Below are 14,831 nucleotides of genomic sequence, written 5' to 3'. Positions count from 1 at the left end.
TCGATCGGCGGACGAGTCAAGTCTGGCGCACCACGGCGGTCGGCCGGGCGGGTCCGGGCTCAGCGGACGGCCGCTCGCTCCTCCCACCACCGGGCCGCCGCGGCCGTTCGCGAGCGCACGCCGAGCTTGAGGTAGATGTTCCCGAGGTGCCGACCGACCGTCCTCGCGCTGATGACGAGCTGCTCGGCGATGTCGGCGTTGCTCGCACCTCGCGCGACGAGTTCGAGCACTTCCCGCTCGCGGGCGGTGAGCGGCCCGTCGTCCTGATCCGCCGGCAGGAGGATCTCGAGATCCGCGCGGGCGCCGAGGCGATCGAACAGCGAAGCGGCCTCCGCCCTGAGGTGTTCGGCCTGTCCGGCGTCTCCGCCGCGCTCCTGGGCGGCTGCGAGCCAGGCGAGGACGCGCGCGTGCTCGCAGCGCAGCCCGAGCCGACGGAAGTACGCGTCGACGGACCGCAGTGCGGCGACGGACGCCGGAGCGTCGCCCTCGGCGAGCGCGATCATGCCGTCCGCGTGCTCCGCCCAGGCCCGGAATCCCGGACTGTCGTACGCGTCGGCGAGCCGGTGCAGCTCGTCGCGGAACGCGTCGGCCTCGGTGGTGCGACCGTTCGCCAACGCCACCTCCACGGCTGTGCGCAGCAATCGCGACCGCCCGAGCGGGTCCCTCGCGTCGAGGGCGGCCGTCACGAGCCGCCACGCGCGCGCCCGGTCTCCCTCTCCCAGGACCAGGAGGGCGGCGCCCGGCATCGGATCGATCCCGTGTTCGACGGCCATCCCGTACGCCTGGCGCGCTCCCGCGGCGTCCCCTCGCAGTCGTCGGAGCTCTCCGAGCTGGTACCAGCCCTCGCCCGCGACCCAGGGATTGACGCGGGTGAGGCGGTCGCACACGTCGACGAGCGCGTCCTCGACGTCCTCCCAGTCACCGGCGGCCGAACGCAGCTCGAGCCGGTGGACCCTGCAGACGCCGGCGTAGATCGCGTCGCTGCCGATGCGATGGCACCACTGCTCGGTCGCCCGCGTCCAGTCGGACATGCGCCGGTAGTCCGCGAGCTCGTGACAGAGGTCGATCGTGTTGCAGAAGACCTCTCCGCCCCACTCCGGCTCGACCTCCTCGGAGAGCACTCGGAGCATCGCCTCGTCGAGCTGTTCGAAGCCCCGTGCGGTCCGGCCCGTGCGCACGTCGAAGACGCCCGAGACGGCGAGGTTCAGCGTCACGACCGCGGGGTCGGGCACGCGTCTCGCGAGGTCGCGAAGCCGGTCGAGACCCGCGGAGGACCATTCGTCCGAGCCCTCGAGCATCGCGAACGTCAGCTCCAGGGTGACGAGGTACGCGTGGAGGACGCCCTCGGGGCGGTCGGCCAAGAGCGCCTGCGCCCGGCGCATCCACGCGACTCCGACCGTGAGGTCCCCGGTGATCTGACGCAGCAGTGCGACCCGCAGTGCGGTCGCCGCTGCGTCGTCCACGCGGCGGGCGTCACGGAACCCGACGAACGCCTCCTCGGCGCGGGAGATGCACTCGGGCAACCGGGCGAGCCACCACGCGCTCCGGCTCCAGCAGGCGAGGTCGTCCGGTCCCAGGCGCCCCGCGGCGTGGACGTGCTCGTACGCGGTGATCGCCGCCTGCCAATCGCGGTTCGCGTACGCCTGTCGGGCATCATCCAGCCCGTGACGCGCCTCGGGCATGCCTGCATGGTACTCCCCGCCGCGGTCGCGGGGGTGCCTCGACGGCCGACGGCCGCCGAGGCACCCTCCGACGTCACTGCGCGTCGTGGAACAGGCGCGGAGCGAAGTCGATCAGGTTCTTCTGCCAGGGGTCCCAACCGTGCGGCCCGGGGGTGATCCCGTCGAATTCGAACTCGATCCCCGCCGCCTCCATCTGCGCCATGGACGCGATCGCGCTCGGGTAGACGAAGTCCGTGATGTCCCCGATGTACATCCGGAGCAGGTCGGTGCCCTCGTTGATCGCGGCGACGTCGATTCCCGACGTGGACCCGAACCCGGCGGAGAACAACCCGATGTACGCGAACGCACCCGGATTCGCCTTCACCATTCCGGCCGTTCGGGCGCCGCCGGCGGAGAGACCCGCCATCGCACGTTCCGCCGGCTCGGTGCTGATGTGGTACGTCGCTTCCGCGGCGGGGAGGAGGCTCCCGAGGACCTCCGCGTTGAAGTTCGACACGTTGCCGTTCGGCATCACGACGACCATCGGCTCGGCGTCGCCGTCACGGGTCAGGTTGTCGAGGATCTGCTTGGCGCGACCCACCTCGACCCAGTCCGTCCAGCTCTGCCCGCCGCCGTGGTTGAGCACGAAGAGCGGATAGGGTTCGGCTCGGTCGGGGTCGTAGCCCGGCGGCGTCCACACGTACGCGCTCCGCTGCTGGTTCACCACCGCGCTCTGGTAGGTGAGCACGTCGAGCGTTCCGCCCTCGCCCGGCGGGACGTCCGCGAGCAGTCGCGACTCCTCACCGGGGATGAAGAACGTGCTCCACGCGGGCTCGGAGGTGACCTTCGTCGGATTCGACGTGTCCTTGACCGACACCCGGTCCACGATCAACCGGTAGTAGTACGACCACGGGTCGAGCGGGCCGACGGTCGCCCGCCAGCGGTCGCCGACCTTGTTCGCCTCGACACGCACCCAGCTGCCGCCCGGGCCCCAGTTCGCCCAGACGGAGACGAAGTCGGCGTCCGCGAAGTCGGTCGTCGTCTCGAAGGTCACGAACCCGTCCTCGGTGATCCACGGCGTCGGGGTCGTGCCCGCGGCCGGCGGGTCGAAGCGCTCCTCGAGCGCCGTGTGCCCCTCGCTGAACCCGGGGTCGCCGGTCTCCTTCTTCCCGTGGAACAGGCGCGGCGCGAAGTCGACCAGGTTCTCCTGCCATGCGTTCCAGTTGTGCCCGTTGTCGGGGTTCACTCCGTCGAACTGGTATCGGAGGCCGAGCTCGTCGAACTGCCGCATCGACTCGTAGGCGTCGTTGTAGGCGATGTCGGTCTTGTTGCCGACGTAGAGGCGGAACAGGGTGGTGAGGTCGTTGAGCTCTCCAACGGGCACATCCCTGATGTCGCCGAAGCGGCTCGGGCCCGCGCCGAAGACGCCGACGTAGGCGAACTCGCCCGGGTGGTCGCGCATGACCCGGAAGGCCTGAACGCCGCCCAGGGAAAGCCCGGCGAGGGCGCGATCCTTCTTGGCGTTCGAGACGTGGTAGGCGTCCCGGACCGCAGGAATGAGGTTGTCGAGCAACTCGGTGGTGAAGTCGGAGACGTTCCCGTCGCCCATCACGACCACCATGTCCGCGAGCGCTCCGGAGAGGCTCAGGTTGTCGAGGATCTGCTCGGCTCGACCCACCTCGATCCAGTCCCGGTAGCCCTGGCCGCCGCCGTGCTGGAGGTAGAGCACGGGGTACGGCTGGCCCTTCGTGTCATAGCCGGGCGGTGTCCACACCAGTGCCGAGCGTTCCTCGTCGGCGACGTCGCTGTGGTACCTGAGCGTCTCGATCGTCCCGGCTTCCTCGGGAGCGTCGGCGAGGAGCGCCGCCGACTCGCCGGAGACGAAGAACGTGCTCCACTCCGGCTCGGAGGCGACCGAGGCCGGGTTCGTCGGATCCTTGATGACCTTCGAGTCGTCGCCGGTGACCTGGTAGTAGTACAGGCCCGGCTCGAGCGGACCGTACGTCGTCGACCAGTTCGCGCCGCTCCGCGTGAGACCGATCTGACCCCAGTTGGCGGATGGCGCGACGTTCCCCTCGACCACCACCTGCGAGACGGGCCCGACCGCGGCCTCGATCGCCGCGTTGGGGATGGTGATGCGCACGTAGCCGCCATCGAGCTGCGTGAGCCATGGATCCTCAGCCGCCGCGGGCTGGGTCGCGATGAGCGCGCTCGCCGCGACTGCTGCTGCCGCGAATACCGACGCCGATCGGCGTCGACGCGACAGGCGTCGAGGGCGACGCTCCGTTGTCGTGATCTCCATCGAGACTTCTTCCTCTCACTTCCGCCCCGCGTTCGGGACGTGCGCGGACTTGCACGAAGCGGCCAACCTGATCGGCTGGCCGAGTGAGGGGTCGGACCCACGGCGCCGTACTCGACCGTATTCATTTACAACGTCGTAAATCGGTCCCCGCGTTCATGCTGTCCGCGACGCGGGGCGATGTCAAGAGTCGATTTCCAACGTTGTAGACGGGTCGCGCGGCGGGGCCGTCGAATCGCGCAGGATGAGGGTCGCGGCAAGATCGAGCCGCGTGGGCTCGAGCGCGCGCTGGTCGTCGAGGCGAAGCGCCAGCCGCGTCGCCGCGAGCCCGAGTTCGCGGAGCGGTTGATGGACCGTCGTGAGCCTCGGCGACGAGGAGGTCGAGACGGGCTGGTCGTCGTAGCCGACGAGCGAGAGGTCCTCGGGGATGCGGAGACCTGCGGCGCGAGCGGCGTTCAGGATGCCGAGCGCCTGGAGGTCGCCGCCGGCGAGGATCGCGGTGGGCGGGTGGGAGGAGCGGAGCAGCTCGTGCGCCACGCGCTCGCCGGCCGGGGCGTCGAGCTCCTCGAACCGCGCCCACCCCTCGGGCACGGCCAGCCCGGCCAGGCGCATCGCCGACCGGAAGCCGTCGAGGCGGGCGTGCGACCCCACCACGCCGTCGGGTCCACTGACCGCCGCGATACGCCGGTGCCCGAGGTCGATCAGGTGGCGCGTCGCCGTGACGGCCGCCGACCAGTGCGCGACCCCGATCGCGGGCACGGACGGGTCCGCCGCATCGGCCGGTTCGAGTACCACGACCGGGATGTCGCGAGACCGGAACGCCTCCCTGACCTCTGCCACGACCCCCGAGTAGACGATCACGGCGGCGGGGCGGCGCTCGAGCACCGCATCCAGCCAGGGCTCGTCGCCCGCGCTCCCGTACGCATTCCCGCTGACGGTGAGGGTCAGTGAATGCCCTGAGGAGACGGCCGCCTCACGCACGCCGTCGATCACCTCGATCGAGAGCGGGCTGTGCAGGTCAGGAAGCACCAGCTCCACCGCCCTGCTCCGCCGACCGCTCCCCCGACGTCGGTAGCCGCTGCGGCGGAGGAGGTCCTCGACGCGTGCCCGCGTGGCCGGAGCGACATCGGCGTGACCGTTCAACACCTTGGAGATCGTGGTGAGCGAGACGCCGGCCCTCGCGGCCAGGGATGCCAGCGTGATGCGCGACTCATCGGCCATTCGCCCACCTCCGCGGCGACCCGACCGACCGCCCGCGCCCCGGCCACGTGAGCGATGGCGAGGGGCGCATGCGCATCACCCGCGTTCGGATGCGCGAGCGAGGATGGCGGCGAGCGGCTCCCGCACGCGACTCGCCTCGAACGCGAACGCGTCCGCGAGTCGTTCCGCCTCCACCGGCCCGACGCCCTCGAAGGCACGGGCGAAATCGTCGACCATCGCCTCCGCCAGCATCACGTGCCGGATGTGGCCGTGGATCCAGCGCCGCGCCCCCCACGGATACGGCTGGAAGTCGGGGAACTCGGTCCGGAACAGCTCCTCGATCGGCTCCAGGACGTGTCGCACGCCCTCGTCGGTGGAGCCCCAGGAGTCCACCCCCAGTCGGGCCTTCTTCTCGAGCACCGGCGCGATGCGCCGGACGTACGGCGAGTCCTCGTCGGCGTGCACGAGCCCCTGCAGCCCGATGTCCTTGTAGGTCCACAGCGCCCAACTCGCGTCGTAGCGCGAATAGATCTCCAGCTGATCCTCCAGCAGCCGGTACCGCTGGGCGTCGCGCTCGGGATCGCCCGTGTACACCGGCCCGAACTCGCCGATCCAGATCGGCGTCCCGGTCTCGCGCATGTACGCGGTGCGCTCGAGGAAGGTCTCCTCGACGACGTCGCGATCGACGTGACGGCCCCGGCTCACGCCGGGATACGGTCCGCCGTCCACGAACCCCGGCAGCGCGTAGTCGTGCGCCGTGTAGACGCAGTTCGGCAGGGGATCGCCCAGCTGGTCGAACTGGGTCGAGTACCGATTCCCGTCGAGGAACAGGATGTGGTGCGGGTCGACGGCTCGAATCGCCGCCACGAGTCGCCGGTAGAAGGGCCCGATCGCCTCGCCGTGGGCGTCGGCGGGCTCGTTGACCGGGTTGTACCCGGCGACCCATGGGTTGTCGCGGTAGTGCTCGGCGAGGTGCTCCCAGAGGTTCACGACGCGGTCCTGGAACTGGCGCTGACTCCAGAAGTGCGCCCACTGCGTGGGGTTGTCGCTGTGCCAGTGCTGGTTCTGGGCGCCGGGGAGGGCGTGCAGGTCGAGGATGGTGTAGATCCCATGTCGTGCGCACGCGTCGACGACGGAGTCCAGCAGTCGGAATCCCTCCGGCTTGATGACGAAGGGCGCGTCGTCGTCCTCGAAGTGCCGGTAGTTGAACGGCACGCGCACCGAGTTGAGGCCGAGGCTCCGGAGGAACGCGGCATCCGCGTCGGTGAAGAACGCCGAGAGGAACCTCTCGAAGAACCGCCGGTATCCGTCCTCGCCGAGCACGCGCCGCAAGGCGCGCCGCTGCTGGGACTCCGTCGCGGGGTATCCGGTGATGAAGTTCTCCATGTTCATCCAACCGCCGAGCCCCATGCCCCTCAGGACCACCGGAGTGCCTCCCGACAGGATGCGCGTCCCCTCGACGCGCAGTGTCGTCGCCGCGCTCATGCCAGCGTCAGCGCGGACCAGGAGACGGGCGGCAGCGTCACCGTCACCGCTCCCGCGGTCGCTCGGGTCGACTCGTTCTCCCGCAGGCGGACCCGGTCCTGGTCCGAGAGGCTGTTCACCGCATGGATGTCCTCGTCGTGCAGCGTGCGGAACGAGCGCACCGACACGTCGCCCAGGATGCTCGTGTCGATCTCCAGCGTGACCTCCTCGTCGAGGCTGCGGTTCACCAGGAAGACCGCCGTATCGCCCGATTCCGGGTCGTGCGTCGCGACGGCGTCCACGATGGGCACGTCCCCGTACAGGGCGGTCGAGTACGTCGGACAGTCGAGCTTGAGCTCGAGGGTCACGCCGCTCGCGAGTGCCGAAGTGACGGAGAACGGGAAGAACGTGGTCTGCCGCCACGCCGGACCACCGGGTTCGGTCATGATCGGGGCGATGACGTTGACCAGCTGCGCCAGCGAGGCCGACGTCACGCGATCGGCGTGACGGATGAGCGAGATGAGGAGACTTCCGAAGACGACCGCGTCCACGACGGAGTAGACGTCCTCGAGCAGGCGGGGCGCGACCGGCCAGTCGTGCACGTCCGTGATCCTGTCGACCTCGTCGTACCGCGACAGGTACCAGACGTTCCACTCGTCGAACGAGATGAACATCGTCTTGTCGCTGCCGCGGACCGCCTTCACGTGATCGGCGGTCGCCACGACGGAGTCGATGAACCGATCCATGTCGACCCCGGATGCGAGGAAGCTGCCGTAGTCGTCGTTCTTCGGCTCGTAGTAGGCGTGGCAGGAGATGTAGTCGACGTCGTCGTACGCCTCCTCGAGCACGGCGCGCTCCCACGCCCCGAAGGTCGGCATGTGCGCGCTCGAACTCCCGCAGGCCACGAGTTCGAGACCGGGGTCGATCTGACGCATCGCCCGCGCCGTCTTCGAGGCCAACCGTCCGTACTCCTCGGCGGACCCGTGGCCGAGCTGCCAGGGGCCGTCCATCTCGTTTCCGAGGCACCACATCCGGATGTCGTGAGGCTCCGCGGTGCCGTTGGCCACACGTCGGTCGCTCAGCGCGGTGCCGGAGCGGATGTTGGCGTACTCGAGGACGTCGAGCGCCTCCTGGACGCCTCGCGTGCCGAGGTTGACGGCGTACATGAGGTCGCTGCCCACCTTGCGCAACCAGGAGGCGAACTCGTCGAGCCCGACCTCGTTGGTCTCGGTCGAATGCCAGGCGAGGTCGAGCCGTCGGGGGCGCTCGTCGCGCGGACCCACCCCGTCCTCCCAGCGGTAGCCGGAGACGAAGTTGCCCCCCGGGTACCGGATGGTCGACACCCCCAGCTCGCGCACGAGTTCGATGACGTCGGTCCGATAGCCGTCCTGGTCGGCGCTCGGGTGCCCCGGCTCGTAGATGCCGTCGTACACGCATCGACCGAGGTGCTCGACGAACGAGCCGAACAGCCGGCGTTGGACCGGGCCGACCACGAAGTGCGGGTCGATGGTGAGATGTGCTCGCTTCATGTTCCTCATTGCCTGTCGTGGACGTGGACTGCGGGCGACGTGGGTCGGCCCCCGATGATCACTTGAGACTTCCGATCGAGAGCCCGCCCTGCCAGTACTTCTGCAGCGTCAGGAAGGCGATGACCAACGGGATCACCGAGACGAGCGATCCCAGGATGATGATGCTCCACAGGCTCTCCCCGCCCGCGGCGCCGTAGGTCGACGCCGTCGCCTGCCAGAGTCCGATCCCGACGGTGACCGGGAAGAGGCGGTTGTCCGACAGCATCGCGAGCGGCAGGAAGTAGTTGTTCCACGAGGCCACGACGGAGAGGAGCAGCACGGTGACGATCGCGGGCCGGAGCATCGGAAGCGCGACCTGCAGGAAGACGCGGAGCTCCCCGGCACCATCGACGCGGGCGGCGTCGATGAGTTCGTCCGGAACCGCGTCCCGCGCGTAGACGCACATGAGGTAGACCCCGAACGGATTGAGCAGCGTCGGCAGGATGACCGCCCAGACGGTGTTCGTGATGCCCGCCTGGGCGAAGAGGACGAAGGTCGGGATGACGAGGGCCGTCGCCGGCACCATGACCGCCCCGAGCAGGACGGCGAATCCGAGGCGCCGACCGGCGAACCGGTACTTCGCGAAGCCCCAGCCGGCGAGGACGGCGAGTGCGGTCGCTCCGACTCCGCCCACGATCGCGTACATCGCCGAGTTGAGCAGCCATCGGACGTAGATGCCGCCGCCGTACGTGAACAGCTGCGAGAGGTTGCCGAGGTAGTCGATGTCCTCCGCGAACCAGAGCGCGCTGCCGCCCCCGAACAATCCGGCCGAGGTCTTCGAGCTGTTCACCACGACCCACCAGAAGGGGACGAGGAAGTAGACCATCAGGATGCCGAGCACGACCTGGAGCGGGATGTAGCGCGTGCGACGGGGCGACCGGCGAGTGATGGTGGCGCTCATGAGAGGAAGCTCCCCCGCTTGCGGGTCGTGAACAGGAAGATGTAGACGCAGATGAAGACGACGGCGCCGAGTGCGAACGAGATGGCGGAGCCGTAGTTGTAGTTCGCCAGCGTGAAGGCCTGCTGGTATGCGTACATGTTCGGCGTGAAGTCGTCCGGAATCGCCCCGGCCGCCAGTTGCTGCAGGATCTTGGGTTCATTGAAGAACTGCAGGGTGCCGATCAGCGCGAACACCAGGATGAGGACCAGCGCCGGTGCGACCAGCGGGATCTTGATCCGGAGGACGATCTGCCACTGCGAGGCACCATCGATGCGAGCCGCTTCGTACAGGGTCGGATCGATCCCCTGCAGCGCGGCGTAGAGGATGATCATGTAGTAGCCGGCCCACTGCCACGTCACGATATTGAGCAGACCGTAGAAGATCAGGTCACGGCTGAGGAGATCAGGTCCCGTGGCCCCGAACGCCTGGAAGAAGTCCGCGATGGGACCGAAGTTCCTGCTGTACAGGAAGCCCCACATCAGCGCGCCGATCACTGCGGGGATCGCGTAGGGCAGGAAGATCATCAGTCTCGAGAACCGCGCGAACGACGTCGTCACCACGTCGAGGATGAGCGCGATCGCGAGTGAGATCGCCATCTGCAGCGGGATCAGCACCACGGAGAAGGTGATCACGAACCAGACGCCGTCGAGGAAGCTGGGATCGGTGAACGCCTTGGCGTAGTTGCCGAAGAGGACGAACCGCGTCCCTCCGACGATCGACTTCTGGAAGAGGCTCAGGTAGAGCGCGTACAGGAGGGGCGCGATGAGGAACGCGAGGAAGACGACGGCGAACGGGCCGACGAAGGCCCACCCGGTGAGATTGCGGCGGACGTGGGTCCTCCGGCGCGAGGGTCGGGCGCGCGGCGGAGCGGCGGCCTCTTCGATGAGATCGACAGTCATGGGAAATGCTCCGGATCAGGTGGGAGTGAACTGAAGGCGGCGGGCCGGCCCGCAGAGCGAACCGGCCCGCGACGCTCACGTCATTCGACCGTGAACCCCTGTTCGGTCGCATAGGCGACGACATCCTCCTGGAGCGCGTCCGCTGCTTCGGACCCGCTGACGGATCCTTCATTGATGGCAGCGATCTGCTCGGTGAACGCCGAGTAGTAGTACTGGCCGATCGGCGTGTAGGTCATGCCCGTGTAGGCGTTGGCCGCCGGGACGTACACCTCCTTGTTCGCCTGCTGACCGTCGAAGAACGGAACCTCGTAGTCCTGGAACGCCGAGTCCTCGAGCACGTTGACGTTGAGGGGGAAGATGATCTGGTTCCGCCAGCCGTCCTCGAGCGATGCGTCGTCGGCGTAGACCCCGAACGCGACCTTCGCCGCGAGCTCCGGGTCGTCGGCCTGGGTGGTCACCGAGAAGGCGGAGCCGCCCCAGTTCACCGACACCGGGTTGTCCGGGTCCCACTGCGGCAGCGGAGCGGTCGCCCACACACCCGCGTCCGCACCCTCGCCGACTCCTGCGCCCTGCAGGTAGCCCGGCGCCCATGCGGCGGAGATGTAGGTCGCGTACTCGCCGCCGATCACCCCGGAGATGTACTCGGGTGTGAACTGGTCCTGCTTGCCGACCAGGCCCTTCGAGGCGAGTCCTGCCCAATAGTCGAGCACCTCCTTCGACGCGTCGTCGTTGAGGTTGACGCCCATGTTCTCGGGCGACGCCGAATCGTACGTGAACGGCTGCGCACCGTTCTGGTACTGCAGCGCCATCATGACGGCCGGGACGTTGGCACCGAGGTCGCCGAAGAAGGGGCCCCCGGCGTCCTTCACGGTCTGAGCGGCGGCTTCATACTCCTCCCAGGTGGTCGGCGGCGTGATGCCGTACTGCTCGAATATGTCCTTGCGGTAGATCATCGCCATCGGCCCACCGTCGACCGGGGCGCCGAACACGCCGTCGCCGACCGAGACGTCCTTCCAGGCGCCGTCGCTGAAGTTCTCCGCGACGTCCTCGTAGCCGAGGTCGTTGAGTTCCACGAGAGCGTTCTGGGCCTGGAAGGTCGGGATGCGGTCCGCCTCGAGCATGACCACGTCGGGCGCCCCGCTGCCCGCGGAGATCGCCGTCTGGAACTTGTCGTACTCGTCTCCACCGGCACCGGCGTTGGTCCAGCAGACCTGGACCTCGTCGTTCTGCTCGTTGAAGTTGTCGACGACGAGTTCCATGTTGGGGTACCAGGCCCACATCGTCACGACGGGCAGGTCGCCCTTGGGGATCGTGTTCGTGCAATTGGCGTCGTCGTTGCCGTTGTCGTCGCCGGGGGTGCAGGCGGTGAGCGAGCCCGCGAGCGCAAGCGTGGCGGCTGCGGCCAGGAGGTGCTTCGTGTTCACTGGGGTGCCTTTCGGAAAGCGTGGACATCTTCGTCGGTGCTCTACCCAGATGCGGATACGGACCGGACCGTCGCGCGAGCCCGGCTGGGAGGTTACGATCTGGATATACAACGTTGTACTTCCAACGTTGCACAGAGCCTGCTCCCTTCGTCGGAAGTTGTCAAGGGGGTGGCCGAAACTTCCGGACCGAGGAAGTCGGCGCGCCTGTGCCGTTCGACCAGCAAAGGAGCAGATGTGAGCTCGAGTACCGCGTATGCGGCCTCCGGGATACTCCCTGTCGACGTCGAGGACGCGGTGCTGACCGCCCGCATCGACGATCCGGAACGTGCTGCACCCGTCGTCGCGGTGGTGCGCCACGACCGCCTCATCGACGTCTCGTCGATCGCGACGACGGTTTCGGACCTCCTCGAGATCGAGGCCGCACCGGCGGTGCTCGCACACGCGGATGCGACGGGGCGCTCCTGGCCGATCTCCGACGTCATCCGCGCCTCCCTCGAACGGGATGCCACTCGTCCACGGCTGCTGGCCCCGATCGACCTGCAGGTCGTCAAGGCGTGCGGGGTCACCTTCGTCGACTCGCTGCTCGAGCGGGTCATCGAGGAGCGGGCCGGCGGTGACCGGGCCGCGGCGGCTGACCTCCGCGAGCGTGTCTCCGCCTCGATCGGAGGTGGGATCGCGGGCATCCGGCCCGGCTCGACCGACGCCCTGGCGCTCAAGCGTGCCCTCCTCGCCGAGGGACTCTGGTCGCAGTACCTGGAGGTGGGCATCGGACCCGACCCGGAGGTGTTCACGAAGGCGCCGGTCCTCTCCTCCGTGGGCTTCGGCGCCCACGTCGGCGTGCGGAGCGAGTCGAAGTGGAACAATCCCGAGCCCGAACTGGTGCTGGTCATGGACTCACGTGGTGTGCCGGTCGCGGCCACGCTCGGCAACGACGTCAACCTGCGTGACATCGAGGGACGCAGCGCCCTGCTCCTCGGTGCCGCGAAGGACAACAACGCCTCCTGCGCCGTGGGGCCGTTCCTCCGGCTCTTCGACGAACGGTTCGACCTCGAACGGCTGCGCACCGAGACGATCGCGTTGCGGGTCGAGGGTGACGACGGCTTCCTGCTCGAGGGGACGAATGCACTGGATCGGATCAGCCGGCCCTTCGAGGAGCTGATCGCCGCGACGTCCGGCGCGCACCACCGGTACCCGGACGGCTTCGCACTGTTCACCGGCACGCTGTTCGCGCCGGTGCAGGATCGCGGCGAGGCGGGGCGGGGTTTCACGCACCACGTGGGCGACCGGGTCGCCATATCGAGTCCCGCCCTCGGATCCCTGGTGAACACCGTCGGAATCAGCGAGGAGCTCGAACCATGGACGTTCGGCATCCGCGCGCTCATGGGCGCGATCGCGGCGGACTCGACCCGGGCGGCCACTGCGGTCGAAGGGCCCGAGACCCCTTCGGACGAGCGAACGAGCGTTGCGAGGCGACGGGCGGCAGCGAATCCTCGCGGCCACGCGGGGGCGCCTCGATACGGATCCGACCGGACGGAGCAGGTGGAGCGATGAACGAACGACGCAGTTCGCAGTGGTACGGCGGGGACGACCGCAACGCCTATCTCCATCGCGCGTGGATGCGGCGCGGGGTTCCGTCCGACGCGTTCGACCGGCCCCAGATCGCGATCGCGAACACCGCGTCGGATCTGACGCCGTGCAATTCGCACCTCGACGAGGTCGCGCAGAGCGTGAAGCTCGGCATCTCGGAAGCGGGCGGGGTCCCGTTGAACCTGCCGGTGGTCTCGCTCGGTGAGACCCAGGTGCGGCCGACCGCGATGCTGTGGCGGAACATGGCGGCGATGGCGATCGAGGAGATGCTGCGCGCGAACCCGATCGACGGCGTGGTGCTGCTCGGGGGCTGCGACAAGACCATCCCGTCGCTGCTGATGGCCGCCGCGTCGGTCGACCTCCCCGCTGTCGTCGTCCCGGGCGGGCCGATGCTGAACGGCACGTTCCGCGGCGTGCCGCTGGGGTGCGGCACCGACGTGTGGAAGCTCAGCGAGGAGGTCCGCGCGGGCACCCTGTCGGCGAAGCTGTTCGCCCGCTCGGAATCGTCCATGATCCGCAGCCGCGGCCACTGCAACACCATGGGAACCGCGTCGACCATGGGGCTGCTCGCCGAGGCGCTGGGCACCACCGTCCCGGGCATCGCGGGCACGCCCGCCCCCGACAGCAGGCTGCTCGAGGGCGCGCACGAGACCGGCCGGCTGATCGTCGAGATGGTCGCCCAGGGGCGCACACCCAGCACGACCATCACGGCGGCGTCCTTCCACAACGCGATCGTCACCCTCGCCGCGATCGGCGGCTCGACGAACGCGGTCGTGCACCTGCTCGCCATCGCCGGCCGCCTCGGGATCGAGCTCACCCTCGACGACTTCGACCGGATCGCCGCCGAGGTGCCCCTGCTCGTCAACCTGCAACCGGCAGGCCGGTACCTGATGGAGGACTTCTTCCGCGCCGGCGGCCTGCTCGCCGTGCTCGACCAGGTCCGCGACCTGCTCGATCCGACCGCGATCACCGTCACCGGGCGCCCGCTCGTCGAGTACCTGGACGACCAGCAGATCTGGGACGCCGACGTCATCGCGCCGCGGACCCGGCCGCTGCTCGACGGTGCCGGCATCGCGGTCCTGCGCGGCAACCTCGCCCCGACGGGCGCGATCATCAAGCCCGCCGCAGCAACCCCCGCGCTGCTCGAGCACCGCGGCCGGGCGGTCGTGTTCGATTCCGTCGAGGACCTGCACGCCCGCATCGACGACCCCGACCTGGACGTGGACGCGTCCTCGGTGCTGGTCCTCCGAGGCTGCGGGCCTCGCGGCTACCCCGGCATGCCCGAGGTCGCGAACATGCCGTTGCCGCAGAAGCTCCTCCAGCAGGGCGTGCGCGACATGGTCCGCATCTGCGACGGCCGCATGAGCGGCACCGCCTACGGCACCGTCGTGCTCCACGTCACCCCGGAAGCGGCAGCCGGCGGTCCGCTCGGACTCGTGCAGGACGGGGACGAGATCCTGCTCGACGTGCGCGGCCGCCGGCTCGAGCTGCTGGTCCCGGACGAGGAGCTGCAGCGGCGCCGCGTCCCCGGAGCCACCTCCGACGCCTTCGCGGCACCGGCGCGCGGCTGGGAGAGACTCTACGTCGACCACGTCCTCCAAGCCGACACCGGCGCCGATCTGGACTTCCTGACCGGTGCATCGGGGCCCGACGTCGCCCGGGAATCCCACTGATCCGCGTGCGACGAACGCCGGCCCGGTGACGCACTCCGCGCCCGGTCCGTGGTCAGGACAGCGCACGCACCGCCGCCGATCCGGCGCCGCTGCTGGGGTACAGTGGCGGCGGGAGC

10 protein-coding genes are annotated in these 14,831 nt (G+C 69.2%); 2 read left to right on the top strand and 8 right to left on the bottom strand.

Going from position 1 to position 14,831, the window contains the following annotated elements:
- Positions 1-59: 59 nt before the first annotated feature.
- The 8 genes from ACULK2_RS05370 to ACULK2_RS05335 form a co-directional block, all read right to left on the bottom strand.
- Positions 60-1,682, bottom strand: a complete 1,623-nt coding sequence (locus ACULK2_RS05370) for a LuxR C-terminal-related transcriptional regulator (RefSeq protein ID WP_445970233.1) — start codon at positions 1,680-1,682, stop codon at positions 60-62.
- 73 nt (positions 1,683-1,755) lie between these two features.
- Positions 1,756-3,963 (bottom strand): alpha/beta hydrolase-fold protein, encoded by a 2,208-nt coding sequence (locus ACULK2_RS05365; protein WP_445970234.1) that lies wholly within the window; start codon positions 3,961-3,963, stop codon positions 1,756-1,758.
- A 180-nt stretch (positions 3,964-4,143) separates the two neighbouring features.
- Positions 4,144-5,181 carry a LacI family DNA-binding transcriptional regulator gene (locus ACULK2_RS05360; RefSeq protein ID WP_445970235.1) on the bottom strand — a complete coding sequence of 346 codons (1,038 nt, stop codon included), beginning with the start codon at positions 5,179-5,181 and terminating at the stop codon, positions 4,144-4,146.
- Between the two features lie 75 nt (positions 5,182-5,256).
- Positions 5,257-6,645, bottom strand: a complete 1,389-nt coding sequence (locus ACULK2_RS05355; protein ID WP_445970236.1) for a glycoside hydrolase family 5 protein — start codon at positions 6,643-6,645, stop codon at positions 5,257-5,259.
- On the bottom strand, positions 6,642-8,153 hold the full coding sequence (arfA, locus tag ACULK2_RS05350; RefSeq protein ID WP_445970237.1) for an arabinosylfuranosidase ArfA: 1,512 nt from the start codon (positions 8,151-8,153) through the stop codon (positions 6,642-6,644). Before arfA ends, ACULK2_RS05355 begins: the two co-directional genes overlap by 4 nt.
- 58 nt (positions 8,154-8,211) lie before the next feature.
- Complete coding sequence (locus tag ACULK2_RS05345) at positions 8,212-9,093, bottom strand: carbohydrate ABC transporter permease (protein ID WP_445970238.1); 882 nt, start codon at positions 9,091-9,093, stop codon at positions 8,212-8,214.
- The gene (locus tag ACULK2_RS05340; protein WP_445970239.1) at positions 9,090-10,031 is read right to left on the bottom strand and encodes a carbohydrate ABC transporter permease; all 942 of its coding nucleotides are present in this window, start codon (positions 10,029-10,031) and stop codon (positions 9,090-9,092) included. The genes ACULK2_RS05345 and ACULK2_RS05340 overlap by 4 nt, the downstream gene beginning before the upstream one ends.
- A gap of 80 nt (positions 10,032-10,111) precedes the next feature.
- Positions 10,112-11,455: an ABC transporter substrate-binding protein gene (locus tag ACULK2_RS05335; RefSeq protein ID WP_445970240.1), complete on the bottom strand. Its 1,344-nt coding sequence runs from the start codon at positions 11,453-11,455 to the stop codon at positions 10,112-10,114.
- A 234-nt stretch (positions 11,456-11,689) separates the two neighbouring features.
- Here ACULK2_RS05335 and ACULK2_RS05330 point away from each other — a divergent pair, with 234 nt between their 5' ends.
- Both ACULK2_RS05330 and ACULK2_RS05325 read left to right on the top strand, forming a co-directional pair.
- Complete coding sequence (locus ACULK2_RS05330; RefSeq protein WP_445970241.1) at positions 11,690-13,006, top strand: fumarylacetoacetate hydrolase family protein; 1,317 nt, start codon at positions 11,690-11,692, stop codon at positions 13,004-13,006.
- On the top strand, positions 13,003-14,715 hold the full coding sequence (locus tag ACULK2_RS05325) for an IlvD/Edd family dehydratase (protein ID WP_445970242.1): 1,713 nt from the start codon (positions 13,003-13,005) through the stop codon (positions 14,713-14,715). The genes ACULK2_RS05330 and ACULK2_RS05325 overlap by 4 nt, the downstream gene beginning before the upstream one ends.
- Positions 14,716-14,831: the final 116 nt, after the last annotated feature.

The sequence above is a fragment of the Agromyces molybdatiresistens genome (genome assembly GCF_052748445.2).
This window is presented reverse-complemented; position numbering and strand designations above follow the sequence as displayed.

What these genes read in the sequence shown, in the direction of transcription:
- ACULK2_RS05355 (WP_445970236.1), bottom strand. Translation starts at nt 6,645, where the DNA reads ATGAGCGCGGCGACGACACTGCGCGTCGAGGGGACGCGCATCCTGTCG.
- arfA (WP_445970237.1), bottom strand. Translation starts at nt 8,153, where the DNA reads ATGAAGCGAGCACATCTCACCATCGACCCGCACTTCGTGGTCGGCCCG.
- ACULK2_RS05365 (WP_445970234.1), bottom strand. Translation starts at nt 3,963, where the DNA reads ATGGAGATCACGACAACGGAGCGTCGCCCTCGACGCCTGTCGCGTCGA.
- ACULK2_RS05370 (WP_445970233.1), bottom strand. Translation starts at nt 1,682, where the DNA reads ATGCCCGAGGCGCGTCACGGGCTGGATGATGCCCGACAGGCGTACGCG.
- ACULK2_RS05360 (WP_445970235.1), bottom strand. Translation starts at nt 5,181, where the DNA reads ATGGCCGATGAGTCGCGCATCACGCTGGCATCCCTGGCCGCGAGGGCC.
- ACULK2_RS05340 (WP_445970239.1), bottom strand. Translation starts at nt 10,031, where the DNA reads ATGACTGTCGATCTCATCGAAGAGGCCGCCGCTCCGCCGCGCGCCCGA.
- ACULK2_RS05345 (WP_445970238.1), bottom strand. Translation starts at nt 9,093, where the DNA reads ATGAGCGCCACCATCACTCGCCGGTCGCCCCGTCGCACGCGCTACATC.
- ACULK2_RS05325 (WP_445970242.1), top strand. Translation starts at nt 13,003, where the DNA reads ATGAACGAACGACGCAGTTCGCAGTGGTACGGCGGGGACGACCGCAAC.